Source organism: Streptomyces sp. NPDC031121 (assembly GCF_055570615.1).
Genome location: NZ_JBVIGV010000002.1, coordinates 71,776 through 91,168, shown reverse-complemented (window position 1 = coordinate 91,168; position 19,393 = coordinate 71,776). Strand labels below are relative to the sequence as shown.

13 protein-coding genes and 1 tRNA gene are annotated in these 19,393 nt (G+C 76.8%); 8 read left to right on the top strand and 6 right to left on the bottom strand.

The window, feature by feature from the left end:
• Positions 1 to 59: 59 nt before the first annotated feature.
• The 5 genes from ACZ462_RS03780 (at position 60) to ACZ462_RS03760 (ending at position 12,822) form a co-directional block, all read left to right on the top strand.
• On the top strand, positions 60 to 926 hold the full coding sequence (locus tag ACZ462_RS03780; protein WP_467805093.1) for a DUF4132 domain-containing protein: 867 nt from the start codon (positions 60 to 62) through the stop codon (positions 924 to 926).
• Entirely contained in the window at positions 926 to 5,878 is a 4,953-nt protein-coding gene (locus tag ACZ462_RS03775) for a DNA-binding protein (protein ID WP_467805094.1), read from the top strand. Before ACZ462_RS03780 ends, ACZ462_RS03775 begins: the two co-directional genes overlap by 1 nt.
• Positions 5,879 to 6,017: 139 nt before the next feature.
• Positions 6,018 to 7,181, top strand: a complete 1,164-nt coding sequence (locus ACZ462_RS03770; protein ID WP_467805095.1) for an ATP-binding protein — start codon at positions 6,018 to 6,020, stop codon at positions 7,179 to 7,181.
• On the top strand, positions 7,178 to 10,948 hold the full coding sequence (locus tag ACZ462_RS03765; protein WP_467805096.1) for a vWA domain-containing protein: 3,771 nt from the start codon (positions 7,178 to 7,180) through the stop codon (positions 10,946 to 10,948). Before ACZ462_RS03770 ends, ACZ462_RS03765 begins: the two co-directional genes overlap by 4 nt.
• A complete protein-coding gene (locus tag ACZ462_RS03760) occupies positions 10,945 to 12,822 on the top strand; it encodes a hypothetical protein (RefSeq protein WP_467805098.1) in 1,878 nt (625 codons plus the stop codon). Before ACZ462_RS03765 ends, ACZ462_RS03760 begins: the two co-directional genes overlap by 4 nt.
• A gap of 9 nt (positions 12,823 to 12,831) precedes the next feature.
• Here the strand turns inward: ACZ462_RS03760 and ACZ462_RS03755 are convergent, their stop codons facing one another.
• The 6 genes from ACZ462_RS03755 to ACZ462_RS03730 form a co-directional block, all read right to left on the bottom strand.
• Positions 12,832 to 13,326: an HAD domain-containing protein gene (locus tag ACZ462_RS03755; RefSeq protein ID WP_468251303.1), complete on the bottom strand. Its 495-nt coding sequence runs from the start codon at positions 13,324 to 13,326 to the stop codon at positions 12,832 to 12,834.
• Between the two features lie 49 nt (positions 13,327 to 13,375).
• Positions 13,376 to 13,954 (bottom strand): helix-turn-helix domain-containing protein, encoded by a 579-nt coding sequence (locus tag ACZ462_RS03750; RefSeq protein ID WP_467805101.1) that lies wholly within the window; start codon positions 13,952 to 13,954, stop codon positions 13,376 to 13,378.
• A 213-nt stretch (positions 13,955 to 14,167) separates the two neighbouring features.
• Positions 14,168 to 14,674 carry a mycothiol transferase gene (locus tag ACZ462_RS03745; protein WP_467805102.1) on the bottom strand — a complete coding sequence of 169 codons (507 nt, stop codon included), beginning with the start codon at positions 14,672 to 14,674 and terminating at the stop codon, positions 14,168 to 14,170.
• A gap of 108 nt (positions 14,675 to 14,782) precedes the next feature.
• A complete protein-coding gene (locus ACZ462_RS03740; protein WP_467805103.1) occupies positions 14,783 to 14,971 on the bottom strand; it encodes a DUF6381 family protein in 189 nt (62 codons plus the stop codon).
• Positions 14,972 to 15,410: 439 nt separating this feature from the next.
• A tRNA-Arg gene (locus tag ACZ462_RS03735) sits at positions 15,411 to 15,485 on the bottom strand.
• Between the two features lie 19 nt (positions 15,486 to 15,504).
• A complete protein-coding gene (locus ACZ462_RS03730; RefSeq protein ID WP_467805104.1) occupies positions 15,505 to 16,557 on the bottom strand; it encodes a PHP domain-containing protein in 1,053 nt (350 codons plus the stop codon).
• A gap of 205 nt (positions 16,558 to 16,762) precedes the next feature.
• Here ACZ462_RS03730 and ACZ462_RS03725 point away from each other — a divergent pair, with 205 nt between their 5' ends.
• From ACZ462_RS03725 to ACZ462_RS03715, 3 genes are all read left to right on the top strand, one after another.
• Positions 16,763 to 18,124 carry an FAD-dependent oxidoreductase gene (locus ACZ462_RS03725; RefSeq protein WP_467805105.1) on the top strand — a complete coding sequence of 454 codons (1,362 nt, stop codon included), beginning with the start codon at positions 16,763 to 16,765 and terminating at the stop codon, positions 18,122 to 18,124.
• Positions 18,125 to 18,300: 176 nt separating this feature from the next.
• Complete coding sequence (locus ACZ462_RS03720) at positions 18,301 to 18,687, top strand: hypothetical protein (protein ID WP_467805106.1); 387 nt, start codon at positions 18,301 to 18,303, stop codon at positions 18,685 to 18,687.
• Positions 18,688 to 18,751: 64 nt separating this feature from the next.
• The gene (locus ACZ462_RS03715) at positions 18,752 to 19,342 is read left to right on the top strand and encodes a HutD/Ves family protein (RefSeq protein WP_467805108.1); all 591 of its coding nucleotides are present in this window, start codon (positions 18,752 to 18,754) and stop codon (positions 19,340 to 19,342) included.
• The last annotated feature ends 51 nt before the right edge of the window (positions 19,343 to 19,393 follow it).

Sequence of the window (19,393 nt, the reverse complement as noted above, 5' to 3'; positions counted from 1 at the left end):
TCCCGCCTCTGGTCAATGCTGCGCGAAACCGGATCGGGCAGGCGGAGAGGCACACACTGATGGCATGGCTGGCGGCGGGCGAGGGGTATGAAATCGCCCTGGTTGACGGAAAGGTGGCGGCTCGGTCCACCACCGGGCGGGCTGCGGGACGGCAGTTGAAGTCCCTGCCCAAGGCCCTGCGCGAGCACCCCGAGGTGGACCGGCTGCGCCGGCTCGCCGAATGGCTCGACCGGCACGAGGCGGCCTGCACCGCGCAGGTCGACGCGTGGATGGTGTCCTCGCTCCCCGTCCCGACGGCGCTGCTCGCGAGCGTCTGGCAGGACGAGGCCTGGCAGGGCGCGCTGCGCGACATGGCCGTCGTCGGAGACGACCCGGACGAGGTGGGCTTCCTCCGCGACGCCACCGCCTCCGGCGAGCTGAAGGTCGTCAACCTGGACGGCGAGACCATACGGCTCTCGCCGCGCACGGTGACCCTGCCGCACCCGGTGCTGCTGCCCGACCTGGACGACGTACGCGACTTCGCGGCCGAACTCGGAATCGTGCAGCGCGTCGAGCAGATCCACCGGGCCACCTGGCACAAGCCGGAGGGGCTCGAGGAGAAGGCCACCGAGGTCCGCGACTACGCGGGCGGCGTCTTCCCCCACCGCTTCGGCCTCGCGGCCCGCGCCACCTCGCTGGGCTACCGGGTCTCCGGCGGCTACGCCACCTGTGCGGTCCGCGACTCGGGGCGCGGCGTGGAGGCGGCCGTCTGGATCGGCGAGCCCTACTACGACGCCGAGACCACGACAGGCGCACTGACCTGGCACGACGCGGACGGGCGAACGGTCCGCCTGGCCGAGGTCGGCCCGGTCGCCTGGTCCGAGGGGATGCGCATGGCCGCGGCGCTGTACGCCGGCCGCAAGATCGAAGAGGGCAAGGACGCGTGATGACGACCACGACCACCACCGCGACGGCCGCCGCCCGGGCAGAGCAGCTCCTCAAGGCGGGCGCCGTCCTCCCGATCGGCACGCCCGGCGCCGGCCCGTCGGCCGTCGACCTGACCGCCCGCGCCTACCGCCACCCGGCCCTGCCCGAGGGCCGCGTCGTCGTCCGCCTCGCCGCCGCCGAACTGGGCCCGGCGGAGGACCTGGCCGCCGGCTTCCTCGGGCTCGTCCCCGACGCGGCCGAGCCGCCCGTCGTCGGCCTCGGCCAGCGCCAGGCCCTCGGCTTCCCCGAATGGGTCCTCGTCCACCACCCCGAGGACGGCCACCACGCCCTCGCCGTCGTCCCCGAACTCGACCGGGTCGCCCGCCAGGCCAAGAACAAGCCCAAGGCCGCCCTCGACGCCTGCCACGAACTGGCCGGCCGGCTCGCCGCCGCCGTCCCGCACTTCCTGCCCGTCTTCTACGAGCAGGCCGCACGCCTCTTCCTCGCCGTCGAGAACACCACCTACGCCGCCCAGCTGTTCGGCCGCGCCCGCGACGCCGAGGCGCAGCACGGCCTCACCGTCGACGAGGACCGCCTGGACGCGGTCTTCCTGGAGTTCGCCCTCGTCGGCGCCCTCCCCGTGAAGGTCCTCACCGGCTACGCCAAGGCGCTCTCCGCCCGCGTCGGCCCCGAGGAGGCGCACGCCCGCTTCGTGCGCCTGTGCGTGCGCCGCACCGCCGGCGGGCTGCCGCCGTCCGCGCAGGCCGCGACCGAACTCCGCCGCCTCGCCCGCGCCGCCGGCCTCACCGGGAACCGCGCCGAGCAGGACTACCTGGCCGAGCTGCTCCCGCTGCCCGCCACCCTGCGCGCCGCGTACGGCTGGTGGAAGGCCCACCGCACCGCGCTCATCGCACTCGCCCGGCGCGAGCCCGCCGTCCGCGGCACCCTGCTCGAACTGATGCCGCCCGGCGGCGACGGCGACCTGACCGACCTGTGGCTCGAGATCCTGGAGGAGTCCGGGGCGACCGCCGGCCTCATCGACGCGGGCCTGCCCGCCGAACAGCGCTGCGCCGACGGCGCGTCCGGCTGGCTGGAGCGCTTCCACGCCGCCCGCCACAGCGGCTGGGGCCGCCGCCCCGCCCTGCCCGCCCTCCTCGACCTGGTGGAGCGGGCCGCCGACCGGCTGCGCGCCGAGACCTCCGCGCCGGACCGCGAGACCGGCCTGAGGATCGGCGTCCAGGACATCGACCTCCTCGACCTCCTGCTGTCGCTCGGCATCCCCGTCGCCGACCCCGAGGAGGACGGCAAGAAGCAGCGCCCCCACCGCGACGGGAACATGAACCTCGCGGACTGGGCCGCCGGCGACACCCGCCGCGACCTGGCCGCGCTCGCCGCCGACCCGCGCTTCCGGCCCGCCTTCCAGCGCGCCGCGAACGCCTTCGGCGACGCGCGCACCGGCGCCGACGCCATGCGCCGGCTCGCCGCCGCACCCGGCGGCCGCACCATGCTGACCGAGTGGATGCAGGAGGTCGCCGCCCGCTCCACCGCCCCCGGCCTGCCCCGCCTGCCCGACGCCATCCAGCGCCTGTCCTGGCTGCCCGCCGAGGCCCTCGAACTGGCCCGCGACGGCGTGGCCGCCGCGGCCGCCGCCGACATCGGCGAGATCACCGCCCGCACCCTGCGCAGCGGCCTCTTCGAGGAGTTCTGCTGGCCGGCGTGGGAGACCGCCCTCGCCGAGCTGCAGCCCGCCCGTGCCTCCCGGCACGGCGACTCGCTGACCGTCGTCGAGGCCTGGCCGTACCTGATCGTCGCCAACGAGCGGCAGGTCCGCGTCCTCGACGCCGACTCCACCGTCCTCACGCACGACCTGCGCGTCCCCACCGGCAACGCCTACCGCCACGGCTTCCACTACGTCGAAGGCGCCCTGCTCGTCTTCTGGTCCTCCTGGAACACCAGCGAGGTCAAGGGGTACTGGCACACCGACCCCGCCCACGTCTTCACCGTCGGCGGCGACCGCAACCACTGGTCGCTGCGCTCCACCGAGGTGAGCCTGCCCCTGCCCGGCGGCGGCCGCACCACCGGCGGCGGCGTCCTGCACGCCGGCGACACCGCCCTCCCGCCCGAGCGGGCCGTGCTGTGCGACGGCACCTCGTACTGGGTGTGGCAGCGCCGCGAGCAGGACAACGGGGGCGGCTGGTGCGAGTACGACCCCGCCGACGGGGCCCGCGGCCGCTTCTCGCAGCCCGCGTTCCTCGCCGACGCCCTGCGCGGCCACCCCGCCGACAGCACCCTGAACGCCGGCGCCTCCTGGCTGCGCCCGGCGCCCGCCGTCGAAGGCTCCGCCCTCGGCCCCGCCGCGGACGGGCTCCTCGGCTGGCACGCCGTGCGCGTCCCCGGGCAGGGCTGGTACGGCCGCGACACCGCCGGCCGCACCGTCCACCTTGCCAAGGGCCAGGGCATGCCCGTCGCCGCGCTCGCCGTCCCCGGCGACGACCGGCCGCGCGGGCTCACGCAGAACTGGCGCGCACTGACCGTCACCGACCCCGAAGGCGTCGTCACCACCGTCACCGGCGGCGACCACCGCAGCGACGGCTTCTCCACCGGAGTCGTCCAGCTGCCGCCGCTGCCCTTCTGGTACGCGCTGCGACCCCGCGACCCCGAGGGCTCGGCCGCCCTGCGCACCGCCGGCGCCGACACCGCCGCCGCGCTGTTGAAGGCCGTCGCCGCCGCCGAGAGGACCGAGGACCTGCCCGACCTGGTGCGGGCGGTGCTCCCGCAGGTCACCGACGCCAAGCTGATCGCCGGCATCATCGAGGTGGCGCGGTTCGCCCTCAAGCAGCAGCGGGCGCTCGACGCGATCGCGGCCCGCCTGAACCCCGGCGAGACCGCAGCCGCCCGGCCCGCGGAGACGGCGGGCCCCACGGACCAGCTCCTCGCGGGCGCCCTCCGCGGCGTCATCGGCAGCGGCTACTACCACTGGAGCGCCGACCAGGACGTCTCCTACCGCTTCCTGCACCGCCTCGCCGCCGCGGCCGCCGACACCGAGGCCGCCCCCGTACCGGGCCGGCTGCACTTCGACGCACCCGCCCTGGACCACTCGGGCCTGCCGTTCACGGCGATGCTCGACCACCCCGCGGCGATCGCCTACCGGGCCGTCGGGCCCGCCGCGAACGACGCGCAGCGGGCGGCCCTGTGCACCGTCCTCGCGCAGATCGACGCCCTCGGGCTGGCCTCCGCCCAGGAGTCCGCCGACCGCTGGCGCCGCGTCCGCGTCCACCTCGACGACCGCCACCTCACCACCCCCGACGGCCGGGACCGCAACGTCACGCGACGCAGCGTGCTCCCGCTCGGCGGCGGAGCCGCCCTCGGCATCACCGAGGACACCGAACCCGTCCCCGGCGGGCGCGAGTTCGGTGCCCTGCTGTACGACCCGTCCGGCCGGTTCGCCGTTCCCGGCCCGTACACGCTCCGCGGGGAAACCCCGCTCGGCGACCGCCACCGCGGCCCCGGCTGGCTGGCCGCCTTCCTCACCGAGTCCGCCGCCCGCGGACCGGCCCCGCTGCGCCCCGAAGCCGCCGACGAGTTCGCCCGCCTCACCGGCGTCACCGCGACCGCCGCACGGCTGCTGATCGCCGGCCTGCCCAACATCGACAGCTACGAGCACCACTTCCTGCCCGCCGACCTCCGCACCGCCCTCGGTGTCAAGGCCGCCGACGCCAAGATCGCCCGCAACCAGCTCAAGGCGGTCCCCCTCGAGGTGCGGCGCGAGGTCGTCGCGGCGCTGCTGCCCGCCGACCCGGCCCGGCTGTGGACCGACGGCCCGGACGCGGCCGCCGCCGCGGAGGTGTGGAACCGCCGGGTCGGCCGCCGCACCCCCGTCCCGGAGCGGCTGCTCGCCGAGGCGAACCGCGCCGTGCGGACCGCCGGCGCCGTGCACGACACGCTGGGCGACATCCTCAACCCCGGCGAGTCCGCCGTACTCGGCACCGACACCGCGTGGAAGGTCAGCCGCGACCGCGTCGAGCCCTGCGACCCGAACGGCCCCGCCTTCACCGCGGCCGTGCTGACCACCACCCTCGGACTGACCGCGTGGCTGGCCCACCGGCTGCCCGCCGGCGACCCCATGCGGGCCGCACTGCCGCCCGCCCTGACCGCCGTCCGCAACCGCCTCGCCGCCCCCGGACTCCTGCTCGACCTGGGCTACTACGCCAGCCTGCCCGACTTCCGTAAGGCGGCCGGCACCCCCACCGAGACGGGCGAGGACCACGAGCGGTACGGCGCCGTCGTCATGGCCACCCACGACGACCGCCCGCGCCCCGCACTCCGCACCAGCCTCCTCGACTCCACCGGCTCCGACCCGTACCTGCCCGCCCTGCGCGGCGACGACCAGGCCGAGACCTCGATCGAGGTGGCGCTGCGGTGCGCCCACGATCCGCGGTTCGCGGCGCTGCTGGCCGATCCGGGGGCGCCGGCGGCCGGTGGTGCGGGGGCCGAGGGGGCGTGGTGGCCGCAGGATCCGGGGCGTTCGGTCCCGGAGCTGGTCACCGCTGTGCAGGAGGCGTACGGGCTGGGCGCGGATGCGGCGGTGCTGTACCTGATGCTGCTGGCGATGCCGGACCCGACGGACCGGAACACGGCGCGCTGGACGGGCTGGAAGCCGGCCCGGCTGAAGGCCGCCCGTGCGGAACTGGGTGCGACGGAGCTGGTGGTGACGGCGAGCCGGACCCGGGCCGGGCGGACGCTGTTCCTGCCCGGCGGCTGGGCCGACATGCACACCCCGGTCCTGCCGCTGGAGCAGTGGAAGCTCCCGCTGTACGGCCTGGCCGCCGGCGGCCGCCCCGCACTGGGCGTCCTCGTCCCGACCGAGCCGGTCGCCGACCTGTACCGGCGGGCCTGGCAGCGGGTCGCCGACGGCGACGCCCCGCGCTTCGAGCAGCTCAAGGTCAAGCGCACCCGCGGACGCCGCCGCTGACCGAAGGCCCCGCGGGCCGCAACCGCCGCCGGCCGGCTGCCGTCCCCCTCGCAGGGACGGCAGCCGGCCCGGCTCCCTATTTCCGCTTCCCTTCCCGACGTTCCTTCATCCGACGCTTCCCACGCACCGAGGACCCGCCATGACCACCACCGCCACCCAGGAACCGCCCGCCCCGGCACGGCAGATGCTGCCCGCCGAGGAGCGGTACGCCGACGAACTCGCCTTCCTCGCCGCGCAGGACACCGGCCCGCGCCCGCCCGGCTGGGCGCTCACCCCGCGCGCCGTCGTCACCTTCGTATGCGGCAGCGACGGCGAGGAACTCGCCCTGCGCGGGCGCCGGGCGGGCCTGCCCGCCAAGATGAGGATCGCCCCGAAGTTCGTCGGCGAGCGCGCCCTCGTCGAACGCTGCGTCGTCACCCTCGCCGGCGAGCGCGGCCTGCTCCTGACCGGCGAGCCCGGTACCGCCAAGTCGATGCTGTCGGAACTCCTCGCCGCCGCCGTCAGCGGCACCAGCTCCCTCACCGTGCAGGGCACCGCCGGCACCACCGAGGACGCCTTCCGCTACGGCTGGAACTACGCCCTCCTCCTCGCCCAGGGCCCCACCCCCCAGGCCCTCGTCGACTCCCCGGTGCTGTCCGCGATGCGCACCGGGCGCGTCGTCCGCGTCGAGGAGATCACCCGCTGCCTGCCCGAGGTCCAGGACGCCCTCGTGTCGATCCTGTCCGACCGGCGCGTCACCGTCCCCGAACTGACCGCCACCGAGGACGCCGTGGTCAGCGCCGCCCCCGGCTTCACGGTCATCGCCACCGCCAACCTCCGCGACCGCGGCGTCTCCGAGATGTCCGCCGCGCTCAAGCGCCGCTTCAACTTCGAGACCGTAGACCCCATCGCCGACGCCGACGCCGAGGCCACCCTGATCCGCCGCCAGGCCGTCGCGGCCGTGCAGCGCGCCGGCGCCTCCTTCGGCGTCGACGACGCCGTCCTCGACGCCCTCGTCACCGTCTTCCGCGACCTGCGCTCCGGCCGCTCCGCCGAGGGCTGGGACGTGGAGCGCCCCGGCACCGTCATGTCCACCGCCGAGGCCGTCCAGGTGGCCGCCTCCCTGGGCGTCGCGGCCGCGTACCTGCCGGGCGGCGACATCCTCGACCTGCTGCCCGGCCACCTCCTCGGCGTCGTCCGCAAGGACGACCCCGCCGACCACGGCCGCCTGCTCGGCTACTGGGACGGCCCGGTCCGGCGCCGCGCCGAGGACGGCTCGGCCATGTGGCGCCGCCTGTGGGACCTGCGCGGGAGCCTTCGATGACCGTCCTGACCGAGGGCGCGCCGACGCCCCCGGCCGGCCCCGCCCCGGGCGCCGCCGACCCGCGGGCCGCCGTGGACGCCCTCGCCGCGTCCCGGCAGCCCTACCTGCTGGGCGTACGCCACCACAGCCCGGCCCTCGCCGCGGTGGTCCCGGCGCTGCTGGACGCCGCCGGGGCCGAAGTGGTCTGCGTGGAGCTGCCCGCCGACTTCCGGCCCTGGCTGGAGCACCTGGCCGACCCCGAGACCATCGCGCCCGTCGCCCTCGCCGGCACCGGGCGGGACGGCGGCCTCGCCTTCTACCCGTTCGCCGACTTCTCACCTGAGCTGGCGGCGATCCGGTGGGCCCGCGAACACGGCGCCGACGTGCTGTGCTGCGACCTGCCGCTGGCCGACCCCGGCTGGACCCCGGAGCAGCGCCCCGAAGCCGCCTCGGACGCAGTGCCGGCTGCCGGCGGCGACGGCCCGGCGGCGCGCGGGCGTTCGTACGCGGACGCCCTCAGCGCCTCCGGCACCGGCCGCGACGGCGACGACATGTGGGACCGCGCCGTCGAGGTGCTCGCCCCCGGCTGCACGCCGGACGCCGTCCGCCGGGCGGCCCTCGGCGTCGGCTGGGCGCTGCGCCAGGACGCCGACGTCCCCGCCACGGACCTGGCCCGTGAGGCGCGGATGGGCAGCGTCATCGCCGCCGCGGCCGCCGGCGGCAGGCGCGTCGCCGCCGTCATCGGCGCGTTCCACGCGCCCGCCCTCCTCGGCGCCGCCGACGCCGCCCCCGCGGACGGCTCCCCGGCCGGCAGCGCGGGCACCGGCGTGGGGACCGCCGCCGCGGACGCGCCGGTTCCCGCAGCGCGCAAGGGCGGCCGGGACGCCGCCGAGGACGCGGAGGCCGCCGTCACCTCGCTGGTTCCGTACTCCTTCGACCTGCTCGACTCCCGCTCCGGCTACCCCGCCGGCATCCGCGACCCCCGCTGGCAGCAGGCCGTCCTGGAGGCGGGCGGCGACCCCGAGCGGCTCCGCACCGCGGCATCCGACGCCGTCACCGGCCTGTGCCGGGAGCTGCGCCGCGCCGGCCACACCGCCGGCACCGGCGAAGCCGCCGAAACCCTGCGCCTGGCCTGCGACCTGGCCGCCCTGCGCGGCCTGCCCGCGCCCGGACGCGGCGAACTCCTCGAAGCCGTCACCACCGTCCTCGGGCAGGGCGAGCCCCTCGGCCGCGGCCGGGCCCTCGCCCGCGCCCTCGAAGCCGTGTTCGTCGGCACCGGCCGCGGCCGCATCACCCCGCACGCCCCGCGCTCCGGCCTCGGGCCCGGAGTCGAGACCGAACTCGCCGAGCTGAGGCTCCCCGGCCCGCAGGACCCCGCCCCCCGCGAGATCCGCCTCGACCCGCTGCGCTCCCCGCTCGACCGCCGGCGCGAGGTGCTCCTGCAGCGCCTCGCCGTCCTCGGCGCCGGATACGGGGAAGCCCTCGACGTGGCCGGCACCGGCGACGGCACCGCCCTCGGCACCAAGTGGCGGCTGAAGTGGACCCCCTCAGTCCCGGCCCGCCTGGACCTCGCCGGGGTCCGCGGCGTCACCGCCGCCCAGGCCGCCGCCGGAACACTCCGCGAGACCGCCCGCCGGGCCGCCGCCGACGGCGGGCCGACCCCGCAGCAGATCCTCGCCGGCCTGGCCGCCGCCGCCCGCTGCGACCTGCCCGAACTGGTCGTCGTACGCCTGGAGGAGGCCGCCGCCGTCCTGCCGCAGACTGCGGCCCTGCCCGAACTCCTCGAAGCGCTCGACCTGCTCGAAGGGCTCGCCCGCGGGCACTTCCCGCTGGAGGCGGCCGGCCTGTACGAGGCCGCCGGCGCCCTCACCGGCGAGCTGCTGGAGGCCGCCGTACGCGCCCTGCCCGGCCTGGCCGGCAGCGAGGACCCCGCCGACGCGCGGGCCCTCGTCGCCCTCGCCGACCGGGCCGCGGGCCGCCACCTCGGCCTCCGCATGGAAGACGCCCTCGCCGCGCTCGCGGCCGACGGCTCCCCGCTGATGCAGGGCGCGGCGCTCGCCGTACGGGTCCTGCTCGACCTCGACCCCGCCGCCGGGCTCGGAGCCCGCGCCGCCGGCTGGATCGACGGCGCCTCCACCCTCGAGGCGCGCCGGGCGCTCACACGCCGTCTGGGCGGGCTGCTCACCGCGGCCGGGCCGCTGCTGCAGTCCTCCGCGGCCGCGCTCCTCCCCGTCCTGGACCGCGTCGACTCCCTCACCGACGCGGACTTCCTGGACCGGCTCCCCGCCCTCCGCGGCGGCTTCGACACGCTGGCCCCCGCCGCGCGCGAGCGGCTCCTCGCCACCGTCACCGAACGCCTCGGCGACCGCATCGACCTCACCCTCGACGCACCGCCCGCGCTCCTCGCCCTGTGGGCGGCGGCGGACGCCGCAGGAGCCGCGGCCCTCAAGGCCCTGCCGCGCCCGGACCGGCCGGGCGCCGGGGACGAGGCGCAGGCCGCGGCTGCCGCGTCCCCCGGAGGGGACGGAGGGCAGGCAGGGCGCACCGCCCCGTCCGCCGCGCCCACGCCGTCCGCGGAGCCGGCGCCCACCGGTCCCGACGCCGCGCCCGTGCCGCCCCCGGAGCCCGGGGACGCCGGGCCCGGCGCCGCAGGGGACGGCGTACGGCTCGGGCCCGCAGACCGCTGGCGGCTGCTCCTCGGCCGGCAGCGCGACCGGCTCCCCGCCGGCGCCCGCCGCTACGCCCGCGCCCTCGACGAGCTGTACGGCACCGGCCGCGGCGAGGGCTCCGCCGACCTCGACGGCGGCACCGGCTCCGGCACCGGCGGTGGTCAGGACGCCTCCTTCCCCACGGCCCGCGAATGGGCCGAGGAACTTCAGGCGCTGTTCGGCGCGGACGTCCGGGAGGAAGTCCTCGCCGCCGCCGCCGACACCGGCCGCAGCGACGTGCTCACGCAGCTCGACCCCGCGTCCGTACGGCCCTCCGTGGAACTGCTCAGCTCGGTGCTGTCCCTCGCGGGCGGCCTGCCCGAGGCGCAGCTCGCCCGCCTGCGCCCCCTCGTCCGGCGCCTGGTCGACGAACTCGCCAAGGAGCTGGCCACACGGCTGCGCCCCGCCCTGGCCGGCCTCAACACGCCGCGGCCCAGCCGACGCCCCGGCGGCAGGCTCGACCTGGACCGCACCCTGCGGGCCAACCTGGCGCACACCCGGCGGCTCGACGACGGCCGCGTCGCCGTCGTCCCCGAGAGGCCCGTCTTCAACACGAGGGCCCGCCGCGAGGCGGACTGGCGGCTGGTCCTCGTCGTCGACGTCTCCGGATCCATGGAGGCGTCCGTGATCTGGTCGGCGCTCACCGCCGCGGTCCTGGGCGGCGTACCGACCCTGTCGACGCACTTCCTCGCCTTCTCCACCCAGGTCGTGGACCTCACCGACCGCGTCGAGGACCCGCTGTCGCTGCTCCTGGAGGTCCGCGTCGGCGGGGGCACCCACATCGCGGCGGGCCTCGCCCACGCGCGCTCCCTGATCACCGTGCCGAGCCGCACCCTCGTCGTCGTGGTCAGCGACTTCGAGGAGGGCGCCCCCATCGGCGGGCTCCTCGGCGAGGTGCGGGCGCTCGCCGCGTCCGGCGCCCACCTGATGGGCTGCGCCGCCCTGGACGACACCGGCACCCCCCGCTACTCGGTGTCCGTCGCGCGGCAGCTCGTCGCGGCCGGCATGCCGGTGGCCGCCCTCAGCCCGCTCGCCCTCGCCCGCTGGGTGGGCGACCGCCTCCGTGGAGAAACCCGTTGAGTACCGACCTGCTGCCGCCCGTCGCCCCCGAGGTCCTCGCCGAAGCCGTCGAGCACCTCACCGCGCGGCTGCGCAAGAAGCTCGACGCCGCCGTCGAGGGCTGCGCCACGGGCGCGACACCGGCCGAGCGCGCCTCGGACGGCACCGTCACCGTCCGGTTCGGCGAGGACGCCGTCGTCACCCTGCGGCCCGGCCCCGGCGGGGCCGTCGACACCGCCGAACGGGCCGGCTGCACCTGCCTGCTCGCGCCCCGCTGCCTGCACCGGGCCGCCGCGCTCGGCGCGGCCCCGCTCGCGGACGCGCCGGCCGCACCCGAGCCGGAGCCGGAGGAGGCGCCGTCGGCGGCCCCCGGCCGGGCGGCCGCGGCCGCCGCCTCCGGCCGGCCTGCCGCGACGGGCGGCTCCACGGCAGCCGCCGGCCCCGACGGCACGGGCAGCGGGGACGACACACCGCCCCCGGCCCTCACCGCGGCCCAGAGCGCCGCGGCCGACGCCCTGTGGCGGGCCGGCGCCGAGGCCCTCGCCGCCGGCGCCACCGCCGCCGGGGCCGTCGTCCAGGCAGAACTCCTGCGCGCCGCCCACAGCGCCCGCGTCGCCGGCCTGCCGCGTGCCGAGGCCGCCACCCTGCGCCTCGTACGAGGCCTGCGCTCGGCCCGCGAGCGCACCGGCAACCACCGACTCGCCGACCTCGCCGCGTCCTTCCTGGAACTCCTCCAGACCGCCGCCCTGCTGGCCTCCGGCACCGCCGACCCCGCCTGGACGGGCACCTCCCGGCGCACCTACCGGCCGGGCGGCCACCTGCGGGTGTACGGGCTGTGCCGCGAACCGGTGCTGACCGCCACCGGATACGGGGGAGTGGCCACCCACCTGCTGTCGCAGGACGGCGGACGCCACTCCCTGTCCGACGTCCGCCCCGGCGGCCTGGCCCGCGCCAAGGGCGCCGGCTCCGCCTCGGTCGTCCTCGGCGGCGCCGCCCTCGACCACGCGGGCCTCGCCCGCGGCGGCCTGCGCATCGCCGGCGCAACCGTCTCGCCCGACGGCCGGCTCGGCGCCGGACGCGGCGTCCAGGCCCACCCGATGCCCGGCATCCCGTGGACCGAGCAGCCCGCCGCCGCGCTGTTCGCCCGCCCGGCGGCCGAGGCGGTCGCCGCGCAGCTCGCCGACCCCGACCCGGACGGCGCCGGCCCCGCCCTGCTGGGCTGCGACGTCACGGTCCTCGGCCCCGCCGGCGAGGACCTCCTCGTTCGGGAGGACCGCCCCGACGGGCCGGTACTGCGGCTGCGCGCCGCCCACCCGCACCCCGAGCTGCCGCACCTGGAGAACCTGCGCCGGATCGCCTCCCACCCGGGCCTCGCGCTGCGCGTCCTGGGCCGCCCCGACCTCGACCGGGCCGCCACCCTGCGGCCTCTCGCCGTCGCGCCCGTCCCGGGCGCCGCGTACACACTGCGGCTCCCCGACGGGCTGCTGGGCCGCGCCGACCTCGGCTACGACCGCCTCCAGGGCGACAACTTCCCGCCCCGCAGCGCCGCCCCGCAGACCCCGCCCGCCGAACCCGGCCCCGACCCGCTGGCCGAATCGCCGCTGTGGCGGGCCGACCGGCTGCTGGAGTCCGGGGTCGCCGGCGGCCGCCGGGCCGTCGCCGAAGCCGGGCGCGGGCCCGAGCCGCTCGCCGCGTACGGGCCGCTGCGCCGGGCGGGCTTCACCACCGCGGCCGAACTGGCGGCGGACCTCGCCGCCGAGGCGGACCGCCGGCCGCGCGACGCGTTCGGCCGCCTGACCGACCCTTCGGCCGACGCCTACGCCTGGGCGTGGCTGGCCGCGGCGACCCACCTGGCCGCGGCCCGACGGGCCCTGGTGTCCGCCTCCTGGGGCTGAGCCCACACCTCAGCCGCGCAACCAGGCGCCGACGGCGGCGAAGTCCGCGTCCTGCAGTCCGAACCGCGCGTCGACGCGGTGCAACAGGGCCGGGCCCGGGTGGCACTCGCCCACCCAGGCCCGGTCGGCCTCCCGGATCTCGTCATCGACCCAGACGAACGGCCGCCCCGCCGCCCAGGCCAGCAGGGACGGCACCTTCCAGTGCCCGCCGCGCCCGGCGGCGTGCTCCCACCGCACCACGGGCAGCACCGGCAGTCCGAGACGCGGCCCCACCACGGTGTTGGCCTCGTCCAGCCAGGTGGTGGCCCACACCAGCCGCCCGGGCAGCGCCAACAGCCGCGCCCCCAGACCGGGATCAAGCCGCGCAAGCAGCGGATTCCCCTCATCGGGCGGCCCGTACGCGGGATACCCCCCGGGCAGCTCCCGCTCCGAAGCCCCGAACGGAATCAGCGGCCCGTCGACATCAAGAAACACGATCGGCTCAGTGGCATCCATCCCCACCATGATCGCCCACCCGGAGTCGCCGGGTGACGGGAGCCGTGGTGCGGGCACGTCAGGAGGCGCTCGGGCGGGCCCGGACGTGGACGCGTTCGCTTTGGGGGCCGAAGAGGCTCAGGAGTTCGACCGAGGCGTCGCCCGTGCTGCCGAACCAGTGCGGCAGGCGGGTGTCGAATTCCGCGGCTTCGCCCGCGCGGAGGACCAGGTCGCGTTCGGCGAGCACCAGGCGGAGCCTGCCGCTGAGGACGTACAGCCATTCGTAGCCCTCGTGCGTGCGCAGGTCGGGGTCCTTGCGGGTGGGCGGGATGACCATCTTGAAGGCCTGGAGGCCGCCAGGGCTCTGGGTCAGCGGGACGATCGTCGCGCCGTGCCGGCGGATCGGCTTCAGGCGGACCCGAGGGTCGCCGACCGGCGGTGCGCCCACCAGTTCGTCCAGCGGGACCCGGTAGGCGCGGGCCAGCGGCAGGAGCAGCTCCAGGTTGGGGCGGCGGGCCCCGGATTCCAGGCGCGACAGGGTGCTGACCGAGATGCCGGTGGTGTCCGCCAGCGCGGTCAGGGTGATGCCGCGGCTCTTGCGCAGGGCACGCAGCCGCGGGCCGACGGAGGCCAGGACCGCCGCGTCGTCGTTCACCATGCCCGCCAGCCTACGGCCTGTCCGGCGGGTCAGGGACGGATGGGCCGCGGCGTCCGGTGCGGTGCATCACCAGGCGCCGGAGGGTCGCGACAGCGGAGCTGCCGGGGCACTTCGGCAACGCGGCGAGGTGCCGTGCCGGACGCCGCGGGCCCGGCCGTGATCCGCCGGACAGGCCCTGGTGCCATGGCCGCCGCAGGCGGCGGCCCGGGTGTCCTACCGCCCCAGCAGGCCCCGTACGAAGGCCGCCTGCCCGGCGTGCTGGAGGTCGTCGGCCAGGATGCTGACCAGCCGCACGCCGAGCGTGACCGGCGGGTCCCACCGCTTGTCGACGATCCGCTCCAGGTCGGCGGCGGCGAGCCCGCGGAGGAAGGCCGCGCTCTGCTCGTGGACGGCGTCGTGGTAGCCCAGCAGCAGGCCGCCCGAGCCGACCCGGACCGTGCCCGCCTCCCGGGTGGTGTGGCCGTACCCGGTGGAGTCGGCGGGCAGCGGCAGCGCGAAGCGGCCCGCCCAGTCCTGCGCCGTCCAGACCTGCTCCTTGCCGGAGGCGTCGGCGATGTGGTCGTCCTGCACCCGGGTCAGGTGCCATACCAGCCAGGCGATCGAGTTGGCGTCCGGGCCGGTCCGCATGTTCAGCTCCTCGGCCGACAGCCCGTCGACCACCTCGTGCACCACCTCCCGGATCCGCCCGTACCCGTCGGCCAGTACCTGCGTCGCCTTCATCCACCGTCCCCAGACGTGCTCTCGAACGTGTCCGCGCCCGTGCCGCCGTACGGTGCACCGGCCGGGAGCCCCGCGGGGCCGCCGGCCGGTGACCCGTGCGGCGCTGCGCTACATGGGGTCCATGCCCCGGTCGTCGATCCGGCTCTCCTGCTCGCTCTGCTCGCGCAGGCGCCGCGCCTTGTCCTGGAGCCGGCGGCGCTCGTCCGGGTCGCCGGAGCGTTCGGCCGCCTGCTGGAGCTCCTGCGCCTTGTCGCGCAACTGCCGGACCCGGCCGCCGGATTCGCCTGTAACGCCCATGATCACTCCTTGGGTGTGTGGGGGTAAGGAGGGCGGACCCAGCGAAGCAGCCGCGCCGCGGGGCCGCATCTCGAACGGCCACGGGAGGTGACCGGCCGCCGGGGCCGGTTCGCCCGTTTGCCCGCCGCGGATGGCGCCGTCCGGCCGCGTCCTCGTGAATGGGAACGAGCGTGCGCAGCCCCTTGCCCGGACCCGCTGCGGGGTGCGGTGTGTGCGCCGCAGCCCTGGGCGGGGGCCGCGGCGGTGCTGTGCGCGGCGGTCGCCGCGCTGACGGCGGGGCTCGCCCCGGCCGCCGGGGCGCCGAGGGTTCGGGCAGGGGCGGGGGAGTGAGCCCGCGGGGGCGGAGCCGCGCACGCGCCGGCTCCGCCCCCGCGACCGTGCCCGGGGCCGCGAGCGGCCGCGTCGCGCACCAGCACCCCCGCGCGCCCGGCGCACGCGGTGGGGACGGGCCGGATTCGAACCGGCGTCATTCCTCTTCGCAAGAGGATGCGACGACCTCTGCGCTACCGGCCCCCACCGCGGCGGCGGACAGGCTACGCCGCCCGCCCCCGCCGCGGGGGCCGGCGGGTGCGGGTCCAGGCCAGGAGGTCCTTCTCGGGCCAGGTGTTGACCACGCGGTCGGCCGGGACGCCGCACTCCGCGGCCCGTTCGCAGCCGGTGAGCTGCCAGTCCAGTTGGCCGGGGGCGTGCGCGTCCGTGTCGACGGCGAAGAGGGTTCCGGCCTCCACGGCGATCCGCAGCAGCCTGCGGGGCGGGTCGAGCCGCTCGGGCCGGCTGTTGATCTCGACGGCGGTCCCGGCCTCGGCGCAGGCGGCGAAGACGGCCTCGGCGTCGAACCGGGACTCCGGCCGGGTCCGCCCGGTCACCAGCCGTCCCGTGCAGTGCCCGAGGACGTCCATCAGCGGGTTGGCCACGGCGGTCAGCAGCCGGCGCGTCATGGCGGGCTCCTCCATCCGCAGCTTGGAGTGGACGGATCCGACGACGACGTCCAGCCGGTCCAGCAGCTCCGGCTCCTGGTCGAGGGAGCCGTCGGGCAGGATGTCGCACTCGATGCCGGTCAGCAGCCGGAACGGCGCCCACCCGGCGTTCAGTTCGGCCACGACGTCGAGCTGCTCGCGCAGCCGCTCCGCGGTGAGGCCGCGGGCGACCTTCAGGCTCGGCGAGTGGTCGGTGAGGACGGCCCACTCGTGGCCCAGCGCGGCCGCCGCCCGGCCCATCGCCTCGATGGGGCTGCCGCCGTCCGACCACTCGGAGTGCAGGTGGCAGTCGCCGCGCAGGGCCTCGCGCAGCGCGAGGCCGGCAGGGGAGGCGGGCGGCCCGGCGGGATGGGCCGCGACCTCGTCCTCCAGCTTCTGCAGGTATCCGGGCACGGCCCCGCCGAGGGCCTCGAGGACGACCCCGGCGGTCTTCGGACCGATGCCCTTGACGTGCTCCAGCGTTCCGGCCGCCGCCCGGCGCGCCACATCGTCGGGGCCCATGCGGACCAGCGCTGCGGAGGCGTTGCGGAAGGCGCGGACCCGGTACGTCGGTGCCTGTCCCCGCTCCAGCAGAAACGCGATCCGATCCAGCGCCGCGACCGGGTCCATCGGAAACCTCCCTGTTTCCTCCAGTCTGACCTGATTCGCGGCCCTGCGCCCCGTACCCGACCCGCCAGTAGGATCTCCAAGGAAACCTTGGAAAGGTCATAAGTTCTGGTTATGGGGTCATAAACAGGGGGCGGGTGTCGGGTTAGGGTGTCCTTAGCTTAGGGTTCCCAGTGATCCAAACTTTTTCGGTCGAAGGGAACCTGTCATGCCTCGCCCCCTGCGGGTAGCAATCGTCGGAGCCGGCCCCGCCGGCATCTACGCCGCCGATGCGCTGCTGAAGTCCGAGGCCGCCGCCGAGCCGGGTGTGTCCATCGACATCTTCGAGCGGATGCCCGCCCCCTTCGGCCTGATCCGGTACGGCGTCGCCCCCGACCACCCGCGGATCAAGGGCATCATCACCGCCCTCCACCAGGTCCTCGACAAGCCGCAGGTCCGCCTCTTCGGCAACGTCGACTACCCGGGCGACATCACCCTCGACGAACTGCGCGCGTTCTACGACGCCGTCGTGTTCTCCACCGGCGCCACCGCCGACCGCGCGCTGCCCATCCCGGGCGTCGACCTGGACGGCTCCTACGGCGCGGCCGACTTCGTCTCCTGGTACGACGGCCACCCGGACGTCCCGCGCACCTGGCCGCTGCACGCCGAGAAGGTCGCCGTCCTCGGCGTCGGCAACGTCGCCCTCGACGTGGCCCGCATCCTCGCCAAGACCGCCGACGAGCTGCTCCCCACGGAGATCCCGGCGAACGTCTACGACGGCCTCAAGGCCAACAAGGCCGTCGAGATCCACGTGTTCGGCCGCCGCGGCCCCGCCCAGGCCAAGTTCAGCCCCATGGAGCTGCGCGAACTCGACCACTCGCCGAACATCGAGGTCATCGTCAACCCCGAGGACATCGACTACGACGAGGGGTCCATCGCCACCCGCCGCGCCAACAAGCAGGCCGACATGGTCGCCAAGACCCTGGAGAACTGGGCGATCCGCGACACCGGCGAGCGCCCGCACAAGCTGTTCCTGCACTTCTTCGAGTCGCCCGTCGAGATCCTCGGCGAGGACGGCAAGGTCGTCGGCCTGCGCACCGAGCGCACCGAGCTCGACGGCACCGGCAACGTCAAGGGCACCGGCCAGTTCACCGACTGGGACGTCCAGGGCGTCTACCGGGCCGTCGGCTACCTCTCCGACGAGCTGCCGAAGCTGCCGTGGGACGTCGAGTCCGGCACCGTCCCCGACGAGGGCGGCCGCGTCATCGAGAACGGCGCGCACCTGCAGTCGACGTACGTCACCGGCTGGATCCGCCGCGGCCCCATCGGCCTCATCGGCCACACCAAGGGCGACGCGAACGAGACCGTGGCCAACCTCCTGGAGGACCACGCCGCGGGCCGCCTGCACGAGCCCGCCGAGCCCGCCCCCGAGGCCGTCGAGGCCTTCCTCGCCGAGCGCGAGGTGCGCTACACGACGTGGGAGGGCTGGTACCGGCTCGACGCCGCCGAGAAGGCGCTCGGCGAGCCCGAGGGCCGCGAGCGCATCAAGATCGTCGAGCGTGAGGACATGCTCCGCGCGAGCGGCGCGTAACCCCCGCCCCGGGCCCGGGACCCGCCGCCGGCGGTCCCGGGCCCGCGTGCGCCCGTACGCCGTGGCGACCCGCGCCCGGACGCCGGGACGCCGCGGCCGGGCGCGGTCCGCGGGAAGGCCGGCCGGTCCGCCGGAACGCCTGCACCGGCCGCCCCGCCGCGACTACCGTGGCCGCCATGAGTGCCGATGACCTCAGCCCCGAGGACGTGTGGCCGCTGCCCCCGGCCTGGATGTTCGGCTGCACCAAGTGCGCCCGCCTCTACCGCTCGATGAAGGAGATACAGGAGGCCGCGGCGGAGCTCTGGCTCACGGGCGGGCCGGGCGCCGACTGGGATCCCGCCGACAGGGGACCCGGCCCCCGCATACGCCTCGCCCGCCACATGGCCCTCACCCACCGGGACATGCTCCCCGACTGGGCGCCGGCGTGCGCACGGTGCGTCGAGCACCGGCGGAGGGTCGAAACCACCGCGGCGTCGGACCTGGCGGCCGGCGCGCTCCTCGTCGGCGCCGAGCACCGGGCGGCGCACCTCTTCGTCCCGCCGCGCGGCCTGGACCTCGTCTGAACGGGCTCCCGCCCCGCCGGTCCCCGCCGCGGGGCGGGCGTCCCGTACGAAAGGACCACCGGACATGCAGGCCCCCCACCCCGGACCGCGCGTGCTGCGCGCCGCCGACCGCGCGGCCGTCGCCTGGAAGAACGGCGGCGGCGTCACCCGCGAGATCGCGGCATGGCCGCCCGGCGCCGGCATGGACGGCTTCGCCTGGCGCGTGAGCCTCGCCGAGGTGGCCGCCGACGGCCCGTTCTCCGCGTTCCCCGGCGTGGACCGCACCCTCACCCTCGCCGAAGGCGCCGGCATGGACCTCGCCGTCGCCGGCGCGCACCGGCTCGTGGACGAGCGGCACGCCCCGCAGCGCTTCCCCGGCGACGCCCCGACCGACTGCCGGCTCCTCGACGGCCCCGTGGTCAACTTCAACGTCATGTACCGGCGCGGTACCGCCCCCGCCGACACCGCGGTGGTCCGCGGGTCGCTCGCCGTCTCCTGCGCCCCCGGCGAGACCCTGCTCGTCGTGCCCCTGGAGGGCCCGGCCGAACTGGCCGCGGAGGGCGCTGCCACCGCCCTCGGCCGGTACGACGCGGCCCTTGCCCGCGGCCCCTTCACCGCGGTCCTGGACAGCCCCGGCCGCACCGCCGTCGTCCGCCTCGGCGACGGGAGCCGGTAGTGCTGTGACCCGGTGGGCCTTCCCGGTCACAGCACTCCGGCCTCCGGGGCG